This is a genomic window from Sphingomonas tabacisoli, from assembly GCF_042678385.1.
Taxonomy (GTDB): domain Bacteria; phylum Pseudomonadota; class Alphaproteobacteria; order Sphingomonadales; family Sphingomonadaceae; genus Sphingomonas_B; species Sphingomonas_B tabacisoli.
In genome coordinates this window covers 5,001-24,557 of sequence record NZ_JBHUDY010000003.1, presented here as the reverse complement: position 1 = coordinate 24,557, position 19,557 = coordinate 5,001, and the positions used below count along the sequence as shown (strand labels likewise).

The 19,557-nt window shown below is 64.6% G+C and carries 15 protein-coding genes (1 of these 15 cut by a window edge); 10 read left to right on the top strand and 5 right to left on the bottom strand.

The window, feature by feature from the left end:
• Positions 1-73 precede the first annotated feature (73 nt).
• Entirely contained in the window at positions 74-742 is a 669-nt protein-coding gene (locus ACFSCW_RS16070; protein ID WP_380891579.1) for a nitroreductase, read from the bottom strand.
• Positions 743-965: 223 nt separating this feature from the next.
• Here ACFSCW_RS16070 and ACFSCW_RS16065 point away from each other — a divergent pair, with 223 nt between their 5' ends.
• Entirely contained in the window at positions 966-4,487 is a 3,522-nt protein-coding gene (locus ACFSCW_RS16065; protein WP_380891315.1) for an HsdM family class I SAM-dependent methyltransferase, read from the top strand.
• 177 nt (positions 4,488-4,664) lie between these two features.
• On the top strand, positions 4,665-7,610 hold the full coding sequence (locus ACFSCW_RS16060) for a TonB-dependent receptor (protein ID WP_380891313.1): 2,946 nt from the start codon (positions 4,665-4,667) through the stop codon (positions 7,608-7,610).
• Between the two features lie 39 nt (positions 7,611-7,649).
• On the opposite strand, the gene ACFSCW_RS16055 is transcribed toward ACFSCW_RS16060, so the two are convergent.
• Positions 7,650-8,543: a LysR family transcriptional regulator gene (locus ACFSCW_RS16055; protein WP_380891312.1), complete on the bottom strand. Its 894-nt coding sequence runs from the start codon at positions 8,541-8,543 to the stop codon at positions 7,650-7,652.
• Positions 8,544-8,641: 98 nt separating this feature from the next.
• Here ACFSCW_RS16055 and ACFSCW_RS16050 point away from each other — a divergent pair, with 98 nt between their 5' ends.
• The 4 genes from ACFSCW_RS16050 to ACFSCW_RS16035 all read left to right on the top strand — a co-directional run bounded on the left by ACFSCW_RS16050 (position 8,642) and on the right by ACFSCW_RS16035 (position 12,782).
• A complete protein-coding gene (locus tag ACFSCW_RS16050) occupies positions 8,642-9,631 on the top strand; it encodes an aldo/keto reductase (RefSeq protein ID WP_380891310.1) in 990 nt (329 codons plus the stop codon).
• Between the two features lie 48 nt (positions 9,632-9,679).
• The gene (locus ACFSCW_RS16045) at positions 9,680-10,732 is read left to right on the top strand and encodes an NAD(P)-dependent alcohol dehydrogenase (protein WP_380891307.1); all 1,053 of its coding nucleotides are present in this window, start codon (positions 9,680-9,682) and stop codon (positions 10,730-10,732) included.
• Between the two features lie 98 nt (positions 10,733-10,830).
• Positions 10,831-12,003 (top strand): acetyl-CoA C-acetyltransferase, encoded by a 1,173-nt coding sequence (locus tag ACFSCW_RS16040; protein WP_380891304.1) that lies wholly within the window; start codon positions 10,831-10,833, stop codon positions 12,001-12,003.
• Positions 12,000-12,782 carry an SDR family NAD(P)-dependent oxidoreductase gene (locus tag ACFSCW_RS16035; RefSeq protein WP_380891303.1) on the top strand — a complete coding sequence of 261 codons (783 nt, stop codon included), beginning with the start codon at positions 12,000-12,002 and terminating at the stop codon, positions 12,780-12,782. Before ACFSCW_RS16040 ends, ACFSCW_RS16035 begins: the two co-directional genes overlap by 4 nt.
• 4 nt (positions 12,783-12,786) lie before the next feature.
• Here the strand turns inward: ACFSCW_RS16035 and ppa are convergent, their stop codons facing one another.
• The 3 genes from ppa to ACFSCW_RS16020 are packed head-to-tail and all read right to left on the bottom strand — an operon-like array spanning position 12,787 to position 15,908.
• Entirely contained in the window at positions 12,787-13,329 is a 543-nt protein-coding gene (ppa, locus tag ACFSCW_RS16030; RefSeq protein ID WP_380891300.1) for an inorganic diphosphatase, read from the bottom strand.
• Positions 13,330-13,356: 27 nt separating this feature from the next.
• Entirely contained in the window at positions 13,357-15,228 is a 1,872-nt protein-coding gene (locus ACFSCW_RS16025) for a M61 family metallopeptidase (protein WP_380891299.1), read from the bottom strand.
• A 32-nt stretch (positions 15,229-15,260) separates the two neighbouring features.
• On the bottom strand, positions 15,261-15,908 hold the full coding sequence (locus ACFSCW_RS16020) for a DUF1345 domain-containing protein (RefSeq protein ID WP_380891298.1): 648 nt from the start codon (positions 15,906-15,908) through the stop codon (positions 15,261-15,263).
• A gap of 52 nt (positions 15,909-15,960) precedes the next feature.
• Here ACFSCW_RS16020 and hisS point away from each other — a divergent pair, with 52 nt between their 5' ends.
• The 4 genes from hisS to ACFSCW_RS16000 all read left to right on the top strand — a co-directional run.
• On the top strand, positions 15,961-17,220 hold the full coding sequence (gene hisS / locus ACFSCW_RS16015; protein ID WP_380891296.1) for a histidine--tRNA ligase: 1,260 nt from the start codon (positions 15,961-15,963) through the stop codon (positions 17,218-17,220).
• Positions 17,217-18,290 (top strand): peptide chain release factor 1, encoded by a 1,074-nt coding sequence (gene prfA / locus ACFSCW_RS16010; RefSeq protein WP_380891293.1) that lies wholly within the window; start codon positions 17,217-17,219, stop codon positions 18,288-18,290. The genes hisS and prfA overlap by 4 nt, the downstream gene beginning before the upstream one ends.
• Before the next feature lies 1 nt (position 18,291).
• Positions 18,292-19,104 carry a peptide chain release factor N(5)-glutamine methyltransferase gene (gene prmC / locus ACFSCW_RS16005; RefSeq protein ID WP_380891292.1) on the top strand — a complete coding sequence of 271 codons (813 nt, stop codon included), beginning with the start codon at positions 18,292-18,294 and terminating at the stop codon, positions 19,102-19,104.
• 265 nt (positions 19,105-19,369) lie between these two features.
• Positions 19,370-19,557 carry the beginning of a DUF4167 domain-containing protein gene (locus tag ACFSCW_RS16000; RefSeq protein ID WP_380891290.1) on the top strand. Its footprint extends 493 nt past the window's final position, so 188 of the gene's 681 nt are visible here — the first part of the coding sequence; it begins with the start codon at positions 19,370-19,372; the stop codon falls past the right edge of the window.

Sequence of the window (19,557 nt, the reverse complement as noted above, 5' to 3'; positions counted from 1 at the left end):
CTCGGCTCGCCGCCTCCCCGCATTTCTACCGCATGATGGGGACCGCGTGTCGCTTCGCTGAAAGCAATTTCCCTCAATCGAACCGGAACGTCGCCCAATCCTCGAGAGGCGCCCGTTCGCTCCGCAGCGCATTGGCCGGCTCGGACGTATCCTCGTACCCGATCGCCATCCCGCAAAACAGCATCCGCTCCGCCGGCGTGCCCAGGAAGCGCGTGACGGTCTCGGGATAGATCGCCCAGCATTCCTGCGGGCAAGCGGCGAGCCCCGCCTCCACGATGAGCAGCATCAGCGTCTGCAGGTACATGCCGAGGTCCGACCATTGCGGCGGCCCCATGCCGCGCTCGACCGTGCAGAACAGCCCCACGGGAGCCCCAAAAAAGGCGAAGTTCCGCGCGAACCACGCCCGCCGCCCCGCCCGATCCTCGCGCGGGATGCCGATATGGCCGTACATCGCCTCGCCGATCGCCCGCCGCCGCGCCTCGTACGGATCGTCCAGCGCCAGCGGATAGATCGCATAGGCCGGCGTCTCCTTGTGCCCCGCCGCCAGCGCCGCCGCCAGCTCCGCCTTGAACCCGTCCAGCGCCGCCCCGCCCACCACATCGATATGCCAGGGCTGCAGATTCCCCCCCGAAGGCGCCCGCGCCGCCCGCTCCACCAGCGCCCGGATCAACGCAGGATCGACGGGCGTATCGAGAAACCCCCGAACGGAACGACGCGCCTCAACGGCTTCGGTAACGGTCATGCCCCATCCATGCCGTCCGTTTCGGGCGAAGTCGAGAAGATGCGCGGCCATCTCGAGCCCGTCGCAAGGTCAGCGTATTGAGCAACGAAAACCGAAAGCGTTGCTTGCCCGGCGATGAGCCTCGTGCAACGAGGCGTTATGGCACTTCGCGCTCGGAATAACGCCTAACCATATGGTCCAGCTAGAGACGGAATGGACCATTGTCGGTGATGCAAAGTCGTGGATGGACGCGCTGCTGGATCGGCACGGCGCATCGGCCCCGCTTTCCAAGGTAAAGCTGGAGACGAGAACCGCCGGCAGCCTCAAGCGGCGCGACCTGACTGTGCTCGACCGGCAGGGCAATGTTGCTCTGACGGGCGAAGTGAAGGTTCCCTATGCACATGACGGAGCATCTCCCTTTGTAGAGACGACGGTCGTCGACGCTCGCAGGAAGGCGCTGGCGGCCGGAGCACCGTGGTTCTTCACCTGGAACCTCAACGAGCTCGTTCTCTGGAGAACTGACAGTGTCGCGGAATTGCGCGGCGAACGCGGATTCAAGACTTACAAGGTTACGGACATTCGTCGTCAGGCGGATCTGGATAGCCCCCACGTTCAGCGCGCGCTGCGCGACGGCATCGAGCGCTTCCTGCTCGATTTTATTCGAATCTTCTCTGGCGTCGTCGAGCTGCAGCGCCGCCCGCCGGACGAATATTTCGTTCACGCGTTCGACAGTTTTCTAGTGCTTCCGATCCTGAACGCGTCGCGCGCCTTGATCGAGCACGACCGCTCGCCCGCTACGCGCGAAGCGCTCAATCGCTGGATGCGCGACGAGCAGGGCTGGACACTCGTCGGCGATCGTGCCGAGCTTCTGGCCCGCGCCGCCAAGTTCGCGGTCTACGGTGTCGCAAACAAGCTCGTCTTTTATGATGCGCTGCGAAAGCGCTTTTCCGGCCTTCCACCGCTCGTCGTAGACCCAAGCGTCGATACCGGGGAAGCGCTGATCGACAAGCTCGCGACCTTCTTCGACACGGCGCGCGAGGAAACTGGCGATTACGAAACGATCTTTGGCGAAGCGGGCGGCGGCATTGGCACGCGCATCCCGTTCTACGATTCCGTCGTCGTTCCCGGCTGGCGGCAATTTGCGGAACAGATTGACCGTTTCGACCTGTCCCGGTTGGACTACGACGTCATCGGCCGCATTTTCGAACGGCTGATCGATCCGTCCGAACGGCACAAATACGGCCAATATTACACGCGCCCCGAGGTCGTCGACTTGATCAACGCCTTCGCTATCCGCCGGGGCGAAGATGTCGTGCTCGATCCGGGCTGCGGAGGCGGCACGTTTCTCGTTCGGGCTTACGCGCGCAAGCGGCGGCTTGCGCCGCGCCTCGGCCACGCGGCGCTGCTGGAGACGATCTACGGTACAGACGTCTCGCCCTTCGCCGCCAATCTCAGCACGATCAATCTCGCGACGCGCGACCTGATCGAGGACGCCAATTATCCTCGGATCGCCCGCACCGACTTCTTCGACACCGCCGCAGGCGCGACGCTCATGCAGTTGCCAGCCCCATCCGGCAGGCGCCCTGTACCGATGCCGTACTTCGATGCGGTGGTTGGCAACCCGCCCTATGTTCGTCAGGAGGATGTGGCTGGCGATCTCAAGACCAAATACCAGAAAGTCAGCCGCGCGGGTGGCCTTCACCCGAACGGGCGGTCCGATCTGCACGTCTATTTCTGGGGGCACGCGCTCTCCCTAATGAAACCGGACGGGCGCTTGGGCTTCCTGGCGTCCAGCCAGTGGTTGGACGCAGAATATGGCTTCGCGCTCCAGGCGTTTCTGCTGGAGAATTTCCGCATCGAAGCGATCGTCGAAAGTCGCAACGAGCCCTGGTTCGTCGGCGCGCGCGTCGCGACGGTCGCGACCATGGCGACATGCGAGGCCGATCCCGCGGCACGCGACGACAACCTCGTCCGCTTTGTCGAGCTAGACAGACCGATCGCCGACCTCCTTGCCCATGACGGCACGTCCGGCGGCGCGCTGGAGGCGGCAGAGCGGTTCCGCGACCTCATTCTTGCCCAGGATATGGATGCAGATTTCGAGGGTTGGCGCATTCGCATCCAGCGGCAGGGCGACATCCGCGCGCGCGGCGTCCGGCTCGGCGAGCGCACCAAGGGGCGCCCCGTTTACGCCGGCGACAAATGGGGCATCCCGCTCCGGGCGCCCGATATCTGGCACGAGCTCGTCGGCGCCGGTGGTGACCGCTGGCGGCCGCTGGCTGAACTTGCCGAGGTGCGTTTCGGCGTAAAATCAGGCGCTGACGACTTCTTCTATCTGGAGGATTGGACGGAAAAGAGCCTGTCCGAATTTCCGGAAGCGGACCTGTTCAACGAACATTACGGCGTCAGCCGTCCCGAAGTGGCGAGCGGCAATGTGGCGCTCGTGAGGACCGGAACGGGGGAAGTGCATCCCATCGAACGGGAGTTCCTGAAGCCCATCGTCCACAGCATCATGTCGATCGATTCCTACAAGGTGGAAAGACGGCATTGCGCCAATCTCGCGCTCATGGCGCCAAGCGCTGCGACGGCGCCGTATCTCGATCGCTACATCGATTGGGGCGAACATCAGGATTACGACAAAGGAGCGACCTGCCAACAGCGTGTATCCGGCACCCGACATTGGTACGACCTCACGGAGGAAGCAAAAGCGGCCGACGTATTGTGGGTCAAGGAGCGGCAGTACCGGTTCGCGGCTCTCTACAATCCAGATCACTACACGGCGAACTGCCGCCTCTATACCGTCGCATTCAGGGCCGGGGTTGATAGCGCTGTCCAGGCTGCCATCCTCAATTCCTCGATAACCGTGCTTTCGACGCTTATGTATGGTCGGCCGGTCGGAGTGGAAGCGAACTGGAGCACGATGGTGCTCGACGCCAACATGTTGTTGGTGCCTTCTTCATCCCCGATCGACGCAAAGCTGCGCAAACGACTATTGGATGCCCACGACCGGATGACGGCGCGGGGCATAATGGGTTTCCTTTCCGAGCGCCGGCTGCGCCGCAAGGCGCTGGTTGAACGTGGACGCGCTGATCGCCTCGACGATTTCTCCGACGAAACCGAGCTCGATCAGGCTGACCGTCAGGCGCTTGACGACGCCGTTCTCGAGTTGCTGGGCTTTGCCGATCGTGTGCAGCGGCGCGCGGTTCGGGACCGGCTCTACGATCACCTCAGTCGCTATTTCGAGGACAAGCGCCTCCAGGAAGAAGAAGCGATTGACAACAAGCGGCGAACCGCAGCGGCTAGGACGCTCGGACCCAATCAGGTCGCCGCCGACGTGTTCGCTGAAATCGAACGGGACCATCCTTCGCTCCGTCGAACCTATATCGATCTGACGCGGGGCAGCTCGGAAGGGGACGGCATCCGGATTCCGGCGAACGGTGATCCCGAGTTGCTGGATGATCTTGTTACCACCGGCGTCCTCTTCGGAGGGCGTGGGGGAGAGCTCGTCACGACCCGCACGAAGGAGCAGGCGCAGCTTGTCGCGGCGATTTCCGCTGTCGGGCCGAGGGGCCGCAGCGTTTTTGTGCCACGCGATGCATCGCGCGCGCGGCAATTATCCGACGACCTTCGGTCTATTCTTCAGGCGCGCGCACGCACGGTGCGAGAACTGGTGACAGCTCGGACCATTGACGATGCCATCGTCGAGCCCGCGATAGGGCTCGTCATGCGCAGGTTGCTCGTACCTGTCTCCAGAACTCGCGCATCTTAGCGGTTCGCCACCTAACGCTACGTCACGCGCCGCGACTGTGACACCGCTGCCACAACCGACCGGAAAACGGGGGAATCCCGGTATTTTCCAGCATTGACCTCTGAGCGCCTCTCAGACATCGGCGCGGGTCCGAAGCGCGGCTTCCCCGACCGCGCGGTTCAGGGTTCGAGGTATCAGATGCGTAAGCTTGATCTGCTCTGCGGCGCCGCGGTCGCGCTGCTCGCCGCCACTCCCGTGTTCGCCCAGGATGCCGCGCCGGCGCCGGCCGCGGCCGCTGCGGCCGAAGATGCCGGGCTCGGCGACATCGTCGTCACCGCCCAGCGCAAGGGCGAGCGGCTGCAGGACGTGCCGATCTCGGTTTCCGCCTTCACCGGCGACGCGCTGAAATCGCAGCAGATCAACAACGCGACGCAACTCCAGCTTTCGCTGCCGAACGTCACGTTCACCAAGACGAACTTCACCTCGTCCAGCTTCACCATCCGCGGCATCGGCGATCTCTGCGTCGGATTCGCCTGCGACACCGCGACCGGCATCCATGTCAACGACATGCCGCTGCTCTCCACCCGCCTGTTCGAGACCGAATATTTCGACCTCGAGCGGGTCGAGGTGCTGCGCGGGCCGCAGGGCACGCTCTTCGGCCGCAACGCGACTTCGGGCGTGGTCAATTTCATCACCGCCCGCCCCGACCTGTCGGGCTTCTCCGCCTCGGGCTCGGCCGAGTATGGCAACTACAATTCGATCCGTGGCGAGGGCATGGTCAACCTGCCCGTCACCGAGACGCTGGGCGTCCGCCTCGCCGGCTATTATCTGAACCGCGACGGTTTCACGAAGAACATCAACCCCGCCGCCAAGAGCCGGGTCGACGATCGCGATCTCTATGCGCTCCGCGGCACCGTCCGCTGGGAGCCGACCGAAAACACCACGCTCGACGTGATCGGCTATTATTTCCACGAAAAGGACAATCGCAGCCGCATTCAAAAGCAGCTCTGCCACCGCGATCCAACCGGCATTCTCGGCTGCCAGCCGGACCGCCTGGGCTTCGAGCTCGCCAACGGCAACGCGACTCTCGCGACGGTCCTGTCCTCGACCGAATTCTTCCGCCTGAACTCCCCCACGCTTGCCCCCTTCGCACTCGGCAGCGTCTACGGCCCGGACCAGAGCTTCGGCGGCCTGTCGATGCCGCGCGATTTGCGCACCGTCGATATCGACTTCACGCCGACCTATTACGCCCGGGAATATCACGTCATGGGTCGCCTCGAGCAGCGGCTCGGCGACCAGTTCAAGCTGACGCTGACCGGCGGCTATGCCGACAACAGGGTCGACAGCCGCACCGACTACAACCTCGCCGCGACCAACCCGCTGACCAACAATCCGGGCCTGCTCGCGCTCGCCTTCGCCTCGCAGGCGCCGGGCTCGCCCTTCGCGAACGTCGCCAAGGCGCTGATCCCGAACGGGCCAGCCGGTCCGGTCTGCACTTCGAACATCGATTCGAGCCTGACCGGCGTCTATGGCGGCCACCCGATCTCGTGCTCGCCCACCAGCGCCGATTACGATCGATCGCAGAGCCACGCGCGGCAGTACTCGATCGAGGGCCATGTCGATTCGAGCCTCGACGGCCCGTTCAACTTCCTCTTGGGCGGCATCTATGTCGACCAGAAGACGACGCAGGGTAATTACGGCGTCGCCTCGTTCGGCCTCGATTATGCCGCGGGCATTCTCGGCGCCGCGCAGACGCTACAGCAGAAGGCCGCAAACCCGGCCTTCCCCGCCTCGTTCCTCGCCCCGCCCTATTATTTCAACAACACCGACCTCTTCACGATCAAAAGCTACGGCCTGTTCGGCGAGGCCTATTTCGAGGCGTCGGACCGGCTGAAGCTCACCGCGGGCCTGCGCTATTCGCACGACAAGAAGTTCGTCCGCGCGCGCAGCCCGATCGCGAGCTTCCTCGTGCCCTATGGCGTGACCGACGCGAACGATTCGCCGTTCATCGGCCTCTACGACGCCGATCCGGGCCGCCCGGGCGTCCAGCCCTTCGCCGAGCGACAGGTCAGCTTCGGCCGGCTGACCGGCCGCGCCGTGATGGACTTCAAGGTGACGCCGGACAATCTGCTCTACGCCAGCTATTCGCGCGGCTATAAGTCGGGCGGCATCAACCCGCCGATCCCGACCGAGTTCAACGTCTCTGAGACCTTCGCGCCGGAAGCGGTCAACGCGTTCGAGATCGGCACCAAGAACACCTTCGCGAACGGCACGATCCGCCTCAACGCCTCGGCGTTCTACTATCAATACAAGAACCTGCAGCTCAGCCGCATCGTCGCCCGCACCTCGGTCAACGACAACACCGACGCCGACATCTGGGGCGTTGAGGTGGAAACCATCCTGAAGCCCGATCCGCGCTGGCTGATCAACCTTTCGGCCAGCTATCTGAGCACGTCGATCAAATCGAAATTCCTGGTCGATGCCCGCGACGTCTCCGGCGGCCGCTCCGATGCCGTCATCATCAAGGACATCACCAACGCCTCGAACTGCGTCGTCACCGGCCCCAGCGCCGCCGCCACCAACGCCTATGTCAACGCCTTCAATTCGGGCATTGGCCTGCGTCCCACCGTTCCAGTGCCCGGCACCAACACCACCGGCGCCTATTCGGTCTGCACCGTGCTCGCCTCGACCGCGGCGAACCCGCCGGCAGCGCTCCGCACCGCCTTCGGCGTCGCTTCGGGCCCGCTGCCCTTCACCGTGTCGGACGGCGTGCCGGTGAACATCGAGGGCAATCATTTGCCCAACGCACCGGCGTTCAAGGCCTCGGCCGGCATCCAGTACACTGCCGACCTGCCCGGCGGCCTGACGCTGATCCCCCGCGCCGACCTCACCTTCACCGGCGAGCAGTACAGCCGCAGCTTCAACGATCCGATCGACCGCATCCCCAGCTTCACTCAAGCCAATGCCCAGGTGCAGCTCAACGGTCCGAACGATCGCTGGTTCGTCCGCAGTTTCGTGTCGAACCTGTTCAACTCAAACGCGATCACGGGCCAGTATGTGACCGACCAGAGCTCCGGCCTGTTCACCAACATCTTCACGCTGGAACCGCGCCGCTACGGCGTGGCGGCAGGCTTCAAGTTCTGATGCCGTCTTAGCCCCTCCCCTTTAGGGGAGGGGCAATCATCACTCACGATATCGCAGCGCCTCCACCAGTAATGCAAAGGCGGGCGTTTGCTGCCGCCGGCTGGGATAATAAAGGTGGTAGCCCGAGAATGGGGCGCACCAGTCTTCGAGTACCCGCACGAGGCTGCCGTTGGCCACGCTGGGCATCACCTGATCTTCGAGCACGCAAGCCAATCCCGTGCCGCCGCGCGCTGCCTCCAGAATCAGCGGAACGTCGTTGGAGGTGAACTGGCCGTCGACACGCACACGCAGCTCGCGGCCATCCTTTTCGAACTCCCAGGCATAGAGTCCGCCAAAGCTTTCCAGCCGCAGATTGATGCAGAGATGATGCGCCAGGTCCTGCGGGGTGCGCGGACGCGGGTGGCGGTCGAAATAGGCAGGCGATCCGACAACGGCGAGGCGAAGGTCGGGTCCGATCCGCACCGCGATCATGTCTTTGGCGAGATGCTCTCCCAGGCGCACTCCCGCATCGAACCGCTCCGCAACGATGTCGGTCAGCCCGGCATCCACATTGATCTCGACTTTAAGGTCCGGATAGCGGGGGAGGACGTCGGCCAGCTTGGGCCAAAGCAGACCCCGAGCCGCATTCTCCGAAGCGACGATGCGCAAGCTGCCCGCCGGCCGGTCGCGCAGCTCGCTCAATCCGGCAAGCCCGGCATCGATGTCGTCGAAAGCCGGACGGAGCGTCTGCAATAGCCGCTCGCCCGCCTCGGTCGGCGACACCCGCCGAGTGGTGCGCGTCAGCAGCCTGACGCCCAGCCGCGCTTCGACGCGATTGAGCGTGTGGCTCAGCGCGGATTGCGACGTGCCGAGCCTCGCGGCGGCGCGCGTGAAGCTCTGCTCCTCGGCAACCGCGAGGAAGGCACTGAGATCGCTCAGGTCTTCCCGCCGCACTCATGAATCTCCCGCATGACTACATGCCGATCATAGCGGCTAATCGAGAGAATGGCTTGCCACTAAATAGTCGCTCGAACCAGCGGAAGGACGGACGGATGGACAAGCGCAGACTGGGCGCCAGCGGCCTTGAGGTCTCGGCAATCGGGTATGGCTGTATGGGCCTCGATTCCGGCTACTCCAGCGATATCAGTCGCGCGGAAGGCGTGGCGCTGATCCGCGCCGCGTTCGAGCGGGGCGTCACATTCTTCGATACCGCTGAAGTCTATGGTCCCTTCACGAACGAGGAGATTGTCGGCGAAGCGGTGAAGCCATTCCGCGAGCAGGTCGTGATCGCCACCAAATTCGGCTTCAGGATCGTCGACGGCAAGCAGGCGGGCACGAACAGCCGCCCGGAGAATATTCGCGCCGTGTGCGACGCATCGCTGCAGCGCCTGGGCGTCGACACGATCGACCTCTTCTATCAGCATCGCGTCGATCCGCAGGTGCCGATCGAGGACGTCGCCGGCACGGTCGCGGAGCTGATCCGGGCCGGCAAGGTGCGGCATTTCGGCCTGTCCGAAGCCGGCGCCCAGACCGTCCGCCGAGCGCACGCCGTGCAGCCCGTCACCGCCGTGCAGAGCGAATATTCGCTCTGGACGCGCGATCTGGAGTCGAACGGTGTGCTCGATACATGCGAGGAGCTTGGCATCGGCCTGGTTCCGTTCAGCCCGCTCGGCCGCGGCTTCCTGACCGGCGAAATGAACGGCGGCACCGCCTTCGGCAAAGGCGATCTGCGGAATATCCTTCCCCGCTTCACGCCAGAAGCGATGGAGAAGAACCAGGCGCTGATTGAGCTGCTGAAGCTGATCGCGACCGAAAAGCAGGCGACGCCTGCTCAGGTCGCGCTTGCCTGGCTGTTGGCGCAGCGGCCGTGGATCGTGCCCATTCCGGGCACCACCAAGCTGCACCGGCTCGAAGAAAATCTCGGCGCCGCCAAGGTCGTACTGACTGCTGACGATCTGACTCAAATCCGCGCGGCACTGGCCGGGATCGACGTCGCGGGTGAGCGCTATCCGGCGCAGCTCATGGCGACCGTCGGACGTTGAGCCGCCCAACGGCCTTCCATTCCATTCCCCAAGGCAAGAGAACCACAGATGCACACGCACGCCTATGGCAACCACGCCGCCGACCGTCCGCTGGAAGCACTAACCATCGAGCGGCGCGAGGTGGGCCCAACCGATGTCGCGATCGACATTCTGTTTTGCGGTGTCTGCCATTCCGACCTTCATACTGCGCTCGGCGAATGGGGCAGGACGAAATATCCTTGTGTGCCGGGGCATGAGATCGTCGGCCGCGTGACCGCAGTCGGAGGCGAAGTCGAACAGTTCCACGAAGGAGATATCGTCGGGGTCGGCTGCATGGTCGATAGCTGCGGCGTCTGCCCTTCGTGCCGTGAGAGCGAGGAGCAGTACTGCACAGGCACCGGCTTTGTCGGTACCTACAACGGCGACGACCGGCATCTGGGCGGGCACACATTCGGCGGCTATTCGAAGCACGTCGTCGTCGATCAGGCTTTCGTGCTGCGCATCCGTCACGACGAAAAGAATCTGGCGGCCGTTGCGCCTTTGCTGTGCGCAGGGATCACCACCTACTCGCCGCTGCGCCACTGGAAGGTGGGGCCGGGCCAGGACGTGGGAATCGTCGGGCTGGGCGGACTCGGCCATATGGGCGTAAAGATCGCCGCCGCCATGGGCGCGCGCGTGACCGTCTTCACCCCCTCTCCCGACAAACGCGAGGATGCGCTGAAGCTAGGCGCAAACGACGTGATCATTTCGCGCGACGCGGAGGCAATGAAGGCCGCTGAAGGCAAGTTCGACTTTATCCTGAACACGGTCGCCGCCCCGCTTGATCTCGATCCCTATCTCCGCGCATTGAAGCGGGACGGGACGATGGTGCTGGTCGGCGTCCCCGCCGATCCGCATAAGTCGCCGGATGTCGGCAATTTGATCTTCCGCCGCCGCTCGCTCGCCGGATCGCTGATCGGGGGCGTCAAGGAGACACAGGAAATGCTCGATTTCTGCCATGAGCACGGTCTCACCGCCGATATCGAGATCATCCGAATGGATGAGATCAACACCGCCTACGATCGAATGGCCAAAAGCGACGTCAAGTATCGCTTCGTGATCGACATGGCCTCGCTCGCGTAAGGCGGCAGCCGTGCCTCTCCCTAACGTAAACGTCAATTCTGCTTGCGGCCTTTGCGGCGATGCGCAATGCAAGGGCGTAACGGAACTGGAGAGGTGCGATGGCCGAAGCCTATATCGTCGACGCAATGCGGACCGCGGGTGGAAAGCGCGGAGGCAAGCTTGCCGGCTGGCATCCGGTCGACATGGCCGCGGCGGTGCTCGACGGGATCGTCGCGCGCAGCGGAATCGACGGGGCCGTGGTCGACGACGTGATCATGGGCTGCGTCTCTCAGGGCGGGCAGCAGGCGGGTCAGGTCGGCCGCAATGCGGTGCTTGCCAGCAAACTGGTCGGCGAGCGCACGCCTGCCGTCACCATCGACCGCCAGTGCGGCTCCTCTCAACAGGCGATGCAGTTCGCGGCACAGGCTGTGATGTCGGGCACGCAGGACGTGGTGATCGCGGCCGGCGTCGAATCGATGACACGCGTGCCGATGGGCTCGACCGCCGCTTTCCATGCCAAGGAAGGGCTCGGCACCTACAAGTCGCCAGGGCTGGAAGCGAAATATCCGGGCGTCCAATGGTCGCAGTTCATGGGCGCCGAGATGATCGTGAAGAAACACGGCTTCACCAAGGATCAGCTCGACCGCTTTGCGCTCTCCAGCCACCAGAAAGGCGCGGCGGCAGCCCAGGCCGGCCGCTTCGACAATGAAATCCTGCCGCTGGAGATCGAAACGCCCGAAGGCAATCAACTCCACCGCTCCGACGAAGGCATCCGCTTCGACGCGACGCTGGAAGGTATCGCCGGCGTCAAATTGCTGCAGGAAGGTGGGGCAATTACCGCGGCCTCGGCCAGCCAGATCTGCGACGGCGCCTCGGCGGTGCTGATCGTCTCGGAGCGCGCGCTGAAGGATCATGGCCTGACGCCGATCGGCCGGATCCATAATCTGACCGTCACTGCCGGCGACCCCGTCATCATGCTTGAGGAGCCGCTGTTCGCAACCGACAAGGCGCTCAAGCGCGCCGGCATGCGGATCGAGGATATCGACCTTTATGAAGTGAACGAGGCCTTCGCGCCCGTTCCCCTTGCCTGGCTGAAGCACACGGGCGCCGATCCCGAGAAGCTCAACGTGCATGGCGGCGCGATCGCGCTGGGCCATCCGCTCGGCGCCTCGGGGACGAAGCTGATGGCGACGTTGATCAATGCGCTCAAAGCCCGCGGCGGCCGCTATGGCCTCCAGACTATGTGCGAAGGCGGCGGCGTCGCCAACGTGACCATCGTGGAGAGACTATGAGACTTGGAAATGATGTAGCGGCCGTCGTCACCGGCGCGTCCTCCGGCCTCGGCGCGGCAACCGCGCGGGCACTCGCAGCGAAAGGCGTCAAGGTGGCGATCTTCGACCTGCAGGTCGAAAAAGGCGAAGCGCTCGCGCGCGAGATCGGCGGCGTGTTCTGCGAAGTGAACGTCACGTCCGACGAGAGCGTGGACGCCGGCTTCGCCAAGGCCCGAGCAGCGCACGGCCAGGAGCGCATCCTGGTCAACTGCGCCGGCACCGGCAACGCGATCAAGACCGCAAGCCGCTCAAAGGAAGACGGCTCGATCAAGCATTTCCCCCTGGATGCGTTCAACTGGCTGATCCAGATCAATCTGGTCGGCACGTTCCGCTGCATCGCCAAATCGGCGGCGGGCATGTTGACGCTCGATCCGATGGAAGACGGCGAGCGCGGCGCGATCGTCAACACCGCCTCGGTCGCGGCCGAGGACGGGCAGATCGGCCAGGCCGCCTATTCGGCGTCGAAGGGCGGCGTGGTCGGCATGACCTTGCCGATCGCCCGCGACCTGATGGGCGAGGGCATCCGGGTCAACACGATCCTGCCCGGCATCTTCGAGACCCCGTTGCTCGCCGGCCTTCCGGACAATGTCCGAGACGCACTCTCCGCCTCGGTGCCGTTTCCGAAGCGGCTCGGGCGGCCCGACGAATATGCCCAACTCGCCCTCACCATGATCGAGTGCGGCTATTTCAACGGCGAGGACGTCCGCCTCGACGGCGCCATTCGCATGGCGCCGCGCTAAGGGCTCAAGCGGCGGTCTTCGCTGCCCTCGCGCGCTCGATCGCTTCGACGACGATCCGGCGCGCGTCGTCGGCGCCGCCCCATTGACCGACGCGCACCCACTTCTCTTTTTCGAGATCCTTATAGTGGGTGAAGAAGTGTTCGATCTGCTGCAGCACGATCGAAGGGAGGTCCTCGCGCTCGCCGACGTCGCTGTAATAGGGGAAGGTCGAATCGACCGGCACGCAGACGAGCTTCTCGTCGCCGCCATGTTCATCTTCGAGGTTCAGCACCGCGATCGGGCGCACCCGCACCACGCAGCCAGGGATGAAAGGCGAGCGCGCGATCACTAGCGCGTCGAGCGGGTCGCCATCGGGTGAGAGCGTGTGCGGCACGAAGCCGTAATTGGCCGGATAACGCATCGGCGTGTGCAGTATGCGGTCGACGAACAGCGCGCCCGACACCTTGTCGAACTCGTACTTCACCGGCTCGCCGCCCACCGGCACTTCGATGATGACGTTCAGATTGTGCGGCGGCTCGTCGCCGCAAGCGATCAGGTCGATGTTCATGTCTTACTCGAAAACTGGAGGATCAGCTCACTTGGGAGCGAGCAGCCGGTCGAGCGCACCCTCTCCGGTGCCGATTTTTTCGAGGCGCGGGTAGCGCAGTCCGCCGCGATAGTCGATGCTGACCTGCCGATAACGATCGTCGCCCTTGATCGTGAGCCGAACGGGCGCTTTGCCGCCCTTCGCATCGGTGATTGCGCGGCCCATCGTCTCGGCGTCGTATTTGGCGTCGTTGACGGCCACCACCGTCTCGGTCGGGCGGACACCAGCACGGAAGGCGGGCCCGTCCCAGCGCACGTCCTTGATCTCGCCCTGCTTCGACAGGCTGAACCCGAGTGAATAGGTGAAATCGTCGGTCTTGGCCTTGGCGAACAGCGCCTTGGACGAGGCCGTCGGCTTGTCGCCGAAGGCTAGCCGATAGCCGGCGGCCTCGACCATCCTCAGGTTCAGCGCCGGATCGGTTGCGTCGAGGCGCGTGCGCAGGAAGCCGGTCCAGTCATAAGGGACGACCTGGTTCAGCGCCGCGGCGACATCCTCGAAGCGGTAGGTCAGCTCGTGATCCCACTGGCCGGGCTCCGCGCCGAAGAAGAGCCGCGCGAAATCGTCCATGCTCTTCTTGCCCTTGGACAGCCGGCGGATCGTCGCGTCGGCCTCGATCCAGATCAGCTCCGAGTTGCGATAATAGTCGGCGCCGCGGAACCAGCTCGACCAAGCGCCGCCCGACCCGTGGCCGGTCACGATCGGCTGGTTGGTCGTGTCCTGAACGTTGCGCCAGGTCACGCCCGGCATGCCTTCGCTGTAGCGCGCAACCACGTTCGCCAGGAAATCGAGATAGGCCTGCTTGGACCAGAGGCCGGAGCGCGCCGAGAGCACGTCGCCCCAGAACTGCGTCTGCCCTTCATAGACCCAGAGCAAGCTGTTCTGCATCGGCTGGTTGTAATCGGGCGTCCACAGGTCCGCCGGGCGGCGGAATTTGCCGTTCCAGCTATGCGTGTATTCGTGGGCGACAACGTAGTGATCGTAGAGGTTTGCGTCCCAATCGGTCAGCAGGTCGGCGTCGAGCGTGTTCTCGGAACTGCGGTGATGCTCGAGCCCGTCGCCCGACTGATAGTCGGAAAGCGCGACCAGGAAATCGTAATGGTCGTAGTGCCGTGTGCCGAACAATTTGTCGGCCTGCACGATCAGGTTCTTGTGCAGCGCGATCTGCTCCGGCGTGATCGCAGTCTGCCAGGGCGAATCCGCGACGATGTCGAACGTCACCTGCGGGTCGAGCTGCACCTGCTTCGCGTGCGCCCCGGCGTAGACGGGCGAATCGACGAGGATGTCGTAGGGGACTTCGCCATAGGTGACCGTCCCGCCCTGCTGCGTCCCCCGAAGCGCGGTCCAGCCGGTCCAGCCCGCCGGGTAGGTCGCGCTCGCCCGGACAGGGATATTGTGGACGTAATAGCCGGCCGGATAGAGCGAAACCGACTCCCACTGCAGGTTCGCCATCGTCGGCCCGAACACGCGGCGGTCCGATCCGTCCTTTTGCGGCGAGAGATACTGGAACTCCGCCTCGATCTCGGTCGCGCCCGCCGGCACGTCGACATGGAAAGCGAACATCTCGACCGGATCGCGGCGCCACGCTAGCGGCTTGCCGTTCGCGCTGAGCTTCAGCCCGGCAAGATTCTCGATCTGCCCCGAAGGTGCGTGGTTGCCCGGCTTCCACTTGGGATAGAGCAGCACCACCGGTCCGGGGCCAGTGACCGGAATGGTCTGGCGGACGCGGAAGATACCCTGCGTCACGTCCCGAAGATCAACGGCAAGCGTCATCGTGCCCCGGAACGGCACGTCGCGCGCCGCGGGGACATCGGCAAGGGCAGGAGCGGCGAGGAGAAAGGCGAGCGGGAACAGCAGCTTCATGCCGCTTCGCTAACGATGTTTCGCGGGCCGCGCTAGGACCCGCCGCTGCCGAGCACGTTGATCGTGAAGGCGAGGACGCCGATGTTGAACACGAAGGCCGCAAAGCAGTGCAGGATGACGACGCGCCGCACTGCGCGGCTGCTGATTGCGGTGTCCGACGTTTGGAACGTCATGCCGAGCGTGAAAGCGAAATAAACGAAGTCGGAATAGTCGGGCTCGCGCTTCCCCGGAAAGTCGATGCCCGCCCGGTCGCGGCCGCTCGTGATTTCGGGCAGATAGTAGATGTGCGCGTAGTGGAGCGCATAGACGCTGTTCGAGAAGAGCCAGGCGAGCGCGAGCGTGGCGATCACCAGCGCCTTGGCCCACACGTCCATCTGGTCGCGCTCGGTCACTTCGGCGCCGACCGCCACCAGGATCGCAACGATCACCGCGCCGGAGACGAACAGCAGCAGCACGCGGTTGGCGTCATTGCGCCGCGCAAGCGTGCGCATGTCGGCCACGTCGTGGCGGCGAAGCAAGGTCGAGATCGAGGCGAGGAACACCAGCGCCGCGATATCGAAACCGATCATCGCCGCGCGGTTCCAGGCGAAATGATACATGGCCAGCCAGGTCGCGAGCCCCAGCACGACGATGAAGGCCAGGAAGCGCTCTGGCGCAATGTAGGAACCCACGGGCCGCATGCGCGGCAAGTGCTAGCGAAAAGACGCGACTCCGCCTAGAGAGCGCGGCTTTATGGCAAAGATCGAAACTCCCCGGCCGATCCGCGGCACGCAGGACATGCTCGGCGAGCAGGCGCTGCGCTTTCAGCACGTCGTCGACACGTTCGAGCGCGTGCGCAAGCTCTATGCATTCCAGCGTGTCGAAGTGCCCGTATTCGAGGCAACCGCGGTGTTCGCGCGCTCGTTGGGTGAAACCACTGACGTCGTCTCGAAGGAGATGTACACGTTCGAGGATCGCGGCGGGGATTCGCTGACGCTACGCCCCGAATTCACCGCCGGCATTGCGCGCGCCTATCTGACCGAGGGTTGGCAGCAATATGCGCCGCTGAAGGTGGCGACGCACGGGCCGCTGTTCCGCTACGAGCGGCCGCAAAAGGGGCGGTTTCGCCAGTTCCACCAGCTCGACGCCGAAGTGATCGGCGCGGCCGAGCCGGCGGCGGACGTGGAGCTGCTTGTGATGGCCGACCAATTGCTGCGCGAGCTAGGTGTGAGTGAGGGCGTGACGCTGCAACTCAACACGCTAGGGGATGCCGAGACACGCAACGCCTGGCGCGATGCGCTGGTTCGGCACTTCACGGCGCATCGCGGCGAGCTTTCCGAAGACAGTCTCGACCGGCTGGAGCGCAACCCGATGCGCATCCTCGATAGCAAGGACCCGCGCGACCGCCCGATCGCCGATGAAGCCCCCGCGATCGACGATGTGCTGACCAGCGAAGCCGGCGCGTTCTTCGAGGCCGTCACGAAAGGGCTGGACGCTGCGGGCGTCGCCTGGACGCGCAATCCGCGGCTGGTGCGCGGGCTCGATTATTACCGGCACACCGCCTTCGAGTTCGTCACCGATCGCCTCGGCGCGCAAGGCACGGTGCTGGGCGGCGGCCGCTATGACGGGCTGATCGAGACGCTGGGAGGCTCGCACACCCCGGCGGTCGGCTGGGCGGCGGGGATCGAGCGGTTGGCGATGCTGATCGAAGCGCCCGAAGGCGATGCGCCTTCAGTTGCCGTGATTCCCGACAAGCCCGAGCTCGAATCTGAAGCCATCAAGATCGCGGCGCGTCTTCGTTCTTGTGGCGTGGCGACAGAGCTTCCATTCCGCGGAAATGCCAAGCGGCGCGCTGAGCTGGCGCGTAAGCGAGGTGCGAAGGGACTCTTATACGTCCGAGAGGATCAGCTTTTTCTCAGCACGTCGGAACGTGAGTCTGCTGAAAGCATGCAGCTATCCCAGAAGATCATGGATGCCTTGGGTCAGAGCTATCTAGTCGGCGGAGTAGAATGACCACCATCTCTGCTGAACGGATCGCGCAGATCGAGGCGCGGCGGGACGAGTTGCAGGCGCTGATGGCGTCGGGCGAGCTGGCGGCCGAGCGCTTCGTGTCAGTTTCCAAGGAATATGCCGAGCTGGAACCGGTCGCGGCGGCGGCGGGCGAAGTGCGGCGGCTGCGCGCCGAGCTCGATGTGCTCGCCGACATGGCGAACGACAATGATCCCGACATCCGCGACATGGCTGCCGAGGAAGCCGCGTCGATCCGCGAACGGCTGCCCGAGGCGGAGCGCGACTTGGCCGTCAAGCTCCTCCCCCGCGATGCCGCCGACGAACGCCCGGCGATGCTTGAGATCCGGGCAGGCACCGGCGGCGACGAGGCGGCTTTGTTCGCCGGCGACCTGTTCCGCATGTACCAGCGCTATGCCGAGGAGCGCGGCTGGCGCGTCGAGCTGATCTCCGCCAGCGCGTCGGAGCTGGGCGGCTTCAAGGAAGTCGTGGCGAGCGTCGCCGGCCAAGGCGTGTTCGCGCGGCTCAAATACGAAAGCGGCGTCCACCGCGTGCAGCGCGTGCCGGCGACCGAGAGCGGCGGGCGCATCCACACCTCCGCCGCCACCGTCGCCGTGCTGCCCGAGGCCGAGGATGTCGACGTCCATATCGACGAGAAGGATCTGCGCGTCGACATCTATCGCTCGTCGGGGCCCGGCGGGCAGGGTGTCAACACGACCGATTCCGCGGTGCGGATCACGCACTTGCCGACCGGCATCGTCGTCATCCAGCAGGACGAGCGTTCGCAGCACAAGAACCGCGCCAAGGCGATGAAGGTTCTCCGCACTCGTCTGTACGAGCTGGAGCGCGAGCGGCTGGCCAGTGAGCGCGCGGGGGCGCGCAAGTCGATGGTGGGATCGGGTGATCGGTCGGAGCGCATTCGCACCTACAACTTCCCGCAGGGGAGGGTGACCGATCACCGCATCAACCTGACGCTGCACCGCCTGCCCGAAATCCTCGAAGGGCATATGGACGAGCTGATCGATGCGCTGATCGCCGAGGATCAGGCCGCTCGGCTGGCGAATCTGGATGGGTGAAATGCGTGCGGCCCTGGCCGACGCTGCCAAACGGCTGGAACGCACCAGCGAAACGCCCCGCCTCGACGCCGAACTCCTCCTCGCCCATGCGCTCGGCATTTCGCGCGAGGCGCTGCTGCTCGGGCCGGAGCGCAGCATTCCCGCCGCGTTCGACACCCTGCTTCGTCGCCGCCTCGCGCACGAGCCGGTCGCCTACATCACCGGCACCAAGCATTTCTGGACACTGGAACTCGCCGTCACGCCCGACGTGCTGATTCCGCGGCCGGACAGCGAGACGCTGATCGAGGCGGCGATCGCCCATTTCGGCAAGCGCATCCCCGAAAGCGTTCTCGATCTCGGCACCGGATCTGGCGCTCTGTTGATCGCAGCTTTGGATCATTGGCCCGACGCACGGGGCTGGGGCGTCGATCGTTCCTCTGCGGCCTTGGCGGTCGCAAGCGGCAATGCGAGGCGGCTTGGCTTTGCCGAACGCGCTCGTTTTCTGCGGGGCGATTGGGGCGACGCGCTCGATGCGCAGTTCGATCTGATCCTGTGCAATCCGCCCTACATCGAAGCAAACGCCGCCCTTCCGCCCGACGTTGCGGACCACGAGCCAGCCTCGGCGCTCTATGCCGGCCCGGACGGGCTGGACGACTATCGCCGGATCGCGCCCGAGCTTTCGCGGCTGCTGGCGCCGGGTGGATTCGGGGCGATCGAGATCGGCTCAAATCAAGCCAAAGCTGTCTCTGCGCTGTTTCGAGCACAGGGATTGCAGGTCAGTGTTCACAAGGACTTGGCAGGACTCGACCGCTGCCTTGGCGTCACTTTGGTCTGACACAGATCAGCAAGATTTCTTCCCTAAATAGAGCTTGGATTTTCGGCGCGCAGCCACTAGATAGGGGCCTAGAGGGGAAGGCAGTTTTCGAAAGCTAACCGCCGCGGCGGCTCGAAACCCGGCCTTCCATCCCCACAGGCTAAGACGCGGTAGGATACGGCCGCGCTGGCGATTGGCGGAAGCGCGCGACTGCACGCAGCGCTCCCCGGGCCGCGCATCCGACAAGCGGGACAGGCAAGTTTTTGGGTGAAGTAGAGGACATCCGTTGATCAATAATCGTCAGAACGGCCGCCGTCGCGGTCGTGGCGGCCCCCGGCCGCAGGGAAATCCGGGCCAGCCCGGCGGCGGCAACCGGATCGACAACCGGGCCCGCGGCAACGCCCAGCAGCTTCACGAGAAGTACAAGAATCTCGCGCGCGACGCGCAGATGGCCGGCGACCGCGTCACCACCGA

Coding starts and splice junctions, on each gene's coding strand:
- ACFSCW_RS16025 (WP_380891299.1), bottom strand. CDS start 15,228: ATGAAGCTGCTGTTCCCGCTCGCCTTTCTCCTCGCCGCTCCTGCCCTT.
- ACFSCW_RS16045 (WP_380891307.1), top strand. CDS start 9,680: ATGCACACGCACGCCTATGGCAACCACGCCGCCGACCGTCCGCTGGAA.
- hisS (WP_380891296.1), top strand. CDS start 15,961: ATGGCAAAGATCGAAACTCCCCGGCCGATCCGCGGCACGCAGGACATG.
- ACFSCW_RS16040 (WP_380891304.1), top strand. CDS start 10,831: ATGGCCGAAGCCTATATCGTCGACGCAATGCGGACCGCGGGTGGAAAG.
- ACFSCW_RS16070 (WP_380891579.1), bottom strand. CDS start 742: ATGACCGTTACCGAAGCCGTTGAGGCGCGTCGTTCCGTTCGGGGGTTT.
- ppa (WP_380891300.1), bottom strand. CDS start 13,329: ATGAACATCGACCTGATCGCTTGCGGCGACGAGCCGCCGCACAATCTG.
- prmC (WP_380891292.1), top strand. CDS start 18,292: ATGCGTGCGGCCCTGGCCGACGCTGCCAAACGGCTGGAACGCACCAGC.
- prfA (WP_380891293.1), top strand. CDS start 17,217: ATGACCACCATCTCTGCTGAACGGATCGCGCAGATCGAGGCGCGGCGG.
- ACFSCW_RS16020 (WP_380891298.1), bottom strand. CDS start 15,908: ATGCGGCCCGTGGGTTCCTACATTGCGCCAGAGCGCTTCCTGGCCTTC.
- ACFSCW_RS16035 (WP_380891303.1), top strand. CDS start 12,000: ATGAGACTTGGAAATGATGTAGCGGCCGTCGTCACCGGCGCGTCCTCC.
- ACFSCW_RS16065 (WP_380891315.1), top strand. CDS start 966: ATGGACGCGCTGCTGGATCGGCACGGCGCATCGGCCCCGCTTTCCAAG.
- ACFSCW_RS16050 (WP_380891310.1), top strand. CDS start 8,642: ATGGACAAGCGCAGACTGGGCGCCAGCGGCCTTGAGGTCTCGGCAATC.
- ACFSCW_RS16060 (WP_380891313.1), top strand. CDS start 4,665: ATGCGTAAGCTTGATCTGCTCTGCGGCGCCGCGGTCGCGCTGCTCGCC.